The 3880-nt window shown below is 47.4% G+C and carries 3 protein-coding genes; all 3 read right to left on the minus strand.

The genetic code is table 11. The features are described from left to right. Nucleotides 1–70: 70 nt before the first annotated feature. The 3 genes from FC20_RS09200 to apf all read right to left on the minus strand — a co-directional run bounded on the left by FC20_RS09200 (nucleotide 71) and on the right by apf (nucleotide 3436). A complete protein-coding gene (locus FC20_RS09200) occupies nucleotides 71–1438 on the minus strand; it encodes an aspartate ammonia-lyase (protein WP_008463233.1) in 1368 nt (455 codons plus the stop codon). A gap of 265 nt (nucleotides 1439–1703) precedes the next feature. Further along, entirely contained in the window at nucleotides 1704–2597 is an 894-nt protein-coding gene (locus FC20_RS09205) for an SEC10/PgrA surface exclusion domain-containing protein (RefSeq protein WP_008463234.1), read from the minus strand. A gap of 101 nt (nucleotides 2598–2698) precedes the next feature. Then, nucleotides 2699–3436: an aggregation-promoting factor gene (apf, locus tag FC20_RS09210; protein WP_008463236.1), complete on the minus strand. Its 738-nt coding sequence runs from the start codon at nucleotides 3434–3436 to the stop codon at nucleotides 2699–2701. Nucleotides 3437–3880 lie beyond the last annotated feature (444 nt).

The following is a 3880-nucleotide window of genomic DNA, read 5'->3' on the forward strand; positions in this document are numbered from 1 at the left end:
TGTTCAAATTGATTATACAATCGACCAAAAAGACTAAGATCCTTATTTTGGATCTTAGTCTTTTTACTTGCTAGCCCAGCAGCAAATCCAGCTTCTCTGGTGCCATCAATTTGTGCTCAAGGACCAGGTCCCGCACGCTTCGCTTTTCACGTAAAGCCGTCTTAGCAATCTTGGCTGACAGTTGGTAGCCTAGGTATGGGCACAGGACTGTCGCAATGCCAACGCTGCTTTCTTTTAGCTGCTTGCAGCGGCCCTTATTAGCCGTGATGCCGGTAATGCAGTTGTCCACCAGGGTATCCACTGCCCCGGTCAAGGCGGTAAAGGATTCAAAAAGCTGGTAGAAGACGACTGGTTCAAAAGCGTTCAGCTCCAGCTGCCCAGCTTCAGCCGCCATGGCAATAGTCGTATCGTGGCCGCAAACCAGGAAGGCCGCTTGGCTGACCACTTCCGGAATGACCGGGTTGATCTTGCCAGGCATGATGGATGAGCCGTTCTGCTTGGCCGGCAGGTTGATTTCGCTGAAGCCGCAGCGCGGGCCTGATGAAAGCAGACGCAGGTCGTTGGCCATTTTTGACAGAGAAATCGCACAGGCCTTGAGGGCGCCGGAAACTTCAGCAAAGGAGTCCAGGTTTTCGGTAGCGTCAAAGAGGTCGTCTGCTTGAACCAATTCCCGGCCAAAAAGCTTGCTGAGCTCGCCGGCAATGTGGTCTTCGTAGTATTGGGAAGCGTTGATCCCGGTGCCGATAGCCGTCCCGCCCAAGTTGATGGTCGCCATTTCCTTTTTGGCAAGCTCAAGGCGCGCGATTTGTCTTTTAACCATGGAGGCGTAGCCCCTGAAGCTGTCGCCCAAAGTCATCGGAACGGCATCTTGCAGCTGGGTCCGGCCCATCTTGATTACATCTTTGAAGTCTTCCCCTTTTTCGGCTAAAGCCATTTCCAGTTTTTCCAGGCTCTTAGTCAGCTTTTCAATCAAAAGGATGGTGGTCATCTTGCCGGCGGTTGGGATGGTGTCGTTAGTCGACTGGGCCATGTTGACTTGGTCGTTGGGGTGAACGCAGTCGTACTTGCCTAATTTGCCGCCTAAAATTTCGTTAGCCCGGTTAGCGATTACTTCGTTCATGTTCATGTTGGCGCTGGTGCCGGCCCCACCTTGAATCGGGTCCACAATGAAATCATCTGTAAATTTGCCAGAAATCACTTCATCGCAGGCAGTCTTGATGGCCTTTGCTTGCTCTTGAGAAATTAGACCAATTTCTCCGTTGACGCTGGCTGCCGCCTTTTTAATCAATGCCAAGTTGCTGAGAAAAAGTGGGCTCATCTTTAAGCCGGTAATATGAAAGTTGCGGCTTGCTCTTTTGGCTTGCACGCCGTAGTAAGCGCCCGTAAGCACTTCAAGACTGCCAATTGAATCTGCTTCGATTCTGCTCTTTTCTGCCATTATTTTTGCCTCGCTAATTTTCGTTTTTCTTACTGTGTTTTTTGCTTTTTTCCTATGGCCATTACTATAGAACTAAATTAGACCAATGTTAATAGCAAACCAGTTTTTCCTCGCCATTTTTACAGTAAGCGATCACAAAAATAAAATTGTTAACTTTGACCAGGGGATTTTTGGCAAAAATAAAGTGCAGATTGTTGACAAGAAATAGACCAGTAAAAATGTCAAAAATAAAAACGCGACCCTTTTCAGGAATCGCGCCTTTGCTCTAATGCTTAAAACTGCCCCAGTACTTGCCGCTATAGGCCCATTTCAGGTGGCTTGGCACCCCAATGTAGTGCATGGAGTAAGTACCGTTAGTGTAGGAAACGTTGAAGCCGTAGTAGTCCCAGTCGCCGTCGTACTGGCCGCCTTGGGTGTTCATCAGGTCCCCGGCATGTTCCCATTCTGTATATTGGCTCAGCTGCTTGACCTTGGACTGGTTGGCGTAGCGGTAGCCAAAGATCATGGTCTTGAGGCCATAGTAAATGTCCTTCTTCATGGCCGTCATGGTGATCGCGCTGGAGTCTCTAAAGCCGGCCATGTCTTCAACATAGTTGTAGTTCCCTGGCAACTTCAGTCCAACCTTCTTGGTGGCCCGAACAATCCCGGTTACATAGTGGCCAGTGGCAATCGTCTTGTTGTTAGCCACGTATTCTTTGGAAATTTCCAGAGCCAATTTCTGGGTGCCTGAACTGTATTTCCACTTCTTTAAGCCCATCTTACTTCTGGCCTGGTTGATCAGGCGCAAGGAATAAGTGGCCAGGGTCTTGGCCTGACTGGTCGTCAGGTGGCCTTTGGTCAATTTCACAATAGTCTTGTTGTCTGCTGCCCTTTCAGCCTTGCTGGTCTGATCAAAAGTGTTGGCCTTCATCCCCTTGACGTTGATCTTTTTCCAAGACTTCAGCCAAGCAGCGTTCTTCTTTTTTTTCAGCCAGGCCTTCTTTTGGCTGGCAGACATAGAGGTGTACAGGTAGGCCTTTTTCAGGTTGGCCTTGGTATAACCTTTAGGCAGGGTAAAAGCAGCCTTTTTGTAGCTGGCAGCTTGAACCGGCTTGACCTGGGTCAGGGCTGGGATGGCCAAAGCTGCGACTACTAAAAATCTGCCGATTAATTTTTTCATAACTGACCTCTTTACGCTTTTTTATTTTATGACCACATTATAACTTGTTTATCCAAATTTGGATAGAAAAAATGGCCCCGTTACCGGAACCATTTTTCTCATTAATACCAGCCGTTAGCAAGCCAGAAGGACTTGGCAGCAGTCCATGAACCGTAGCGGCTCAAAACGTAGCTGTTGGCAACCTTTTCTTGGTTGGCAGCAGAGGTATCGCCGTTCAGGTAGCTGCGGCTCAATTGATACTTGCCGTAGTAGTTGCCGTTTGAAGCAGTGTATGAGCCACCACTTTCCTTGTTGGCAATCCAAGTCTTGGCTGCTTCTTCTGCTGAGGATGAGGAAGTCGTTGAGCTTGAGCTCGTCGTTGAACTAGTTGATGCTGAAGGAGCACTGTAGCTGTAGCCAGTTGAGGTGCTAGAGCTAGTGTTGCTGTTGTAGCTGTAGCCGTAATTCTTGCTTGCAGCTGAGCTGTTTGCGTTAGTATTCGTATTGTTGTTAGTGCTGTATGAGCTAGTTGAAGCAGCACTAGTAGTGGTTGAGTCAGTAGTGTACTTAGCTAAGATCCACTTGCGGTCGCCGATCTTGTACCACTTGGCACCAGATGCGTCGTAAGCCGTGTTAAGTACAGTCCAAGTGCTGCCGTCCTTGGCAGAACCCGTTACTGAAGCAGTGTGATAGTTTGACCAGGTTGCAATTGATTGTCCATCATTGTAGTCAACCGTTACGCTTTCGCCAACAGTGGCTGCGTCTGCTTGACCGTTCGTGCCTAAGCTGATCGCTGCCACGCCAGTTAAAGCCAAGCCTGCAGCAAATACTGATTTAAGTACGTTAGATTTGATGTTCAAAAAAATTTCTCCTTTGTGTGGCGCAGGCTGTCGTCTCTTAATGAAAAAGAATCGAGTTAATTGACGATTGTTTTCCCTGTCTAAGAAATTCGTTCCTGCTCTTCTTATGTCATTTGACAGTTTATATGTTAACAGGCTCAAATTTCAAAACAGTAGCAAACAAATGACGGTCCAGTTAAGAGGATATTACAGGAAAACGACTTTTTGTAACAATTGTAATATTGGAGAAAATATTTTTCTTTTGCCTTTAAAAAAGCTGGAAATCCCGCGCAATTGGGCTTTCTCAGCTTCTTTTTTCTTAGATTTCTTTAGTTAAACCATTCGAATTTCGTTATTGGCCAGTCGCGGAATTTTACAACGGCGTGGCGCTTTTTGGAAAAAGAAAACCACCAAGCTTCCGCTTGATGGTTACGTATGGGTCGTCAGGGGATCGAACCCTGGACA

Origin of the sequence: Lactobacillus equicursoris DSM 19284 = JCM 14600 = CIP 110162 (genome assembly GCF_001434815.1) — a bacterium.
GTDB lineage: Bacteria > Bacillota > Bacilli > Lactobacillales > Lactobacillaceae > Lactobacillus > Lactobacillus equicursoris.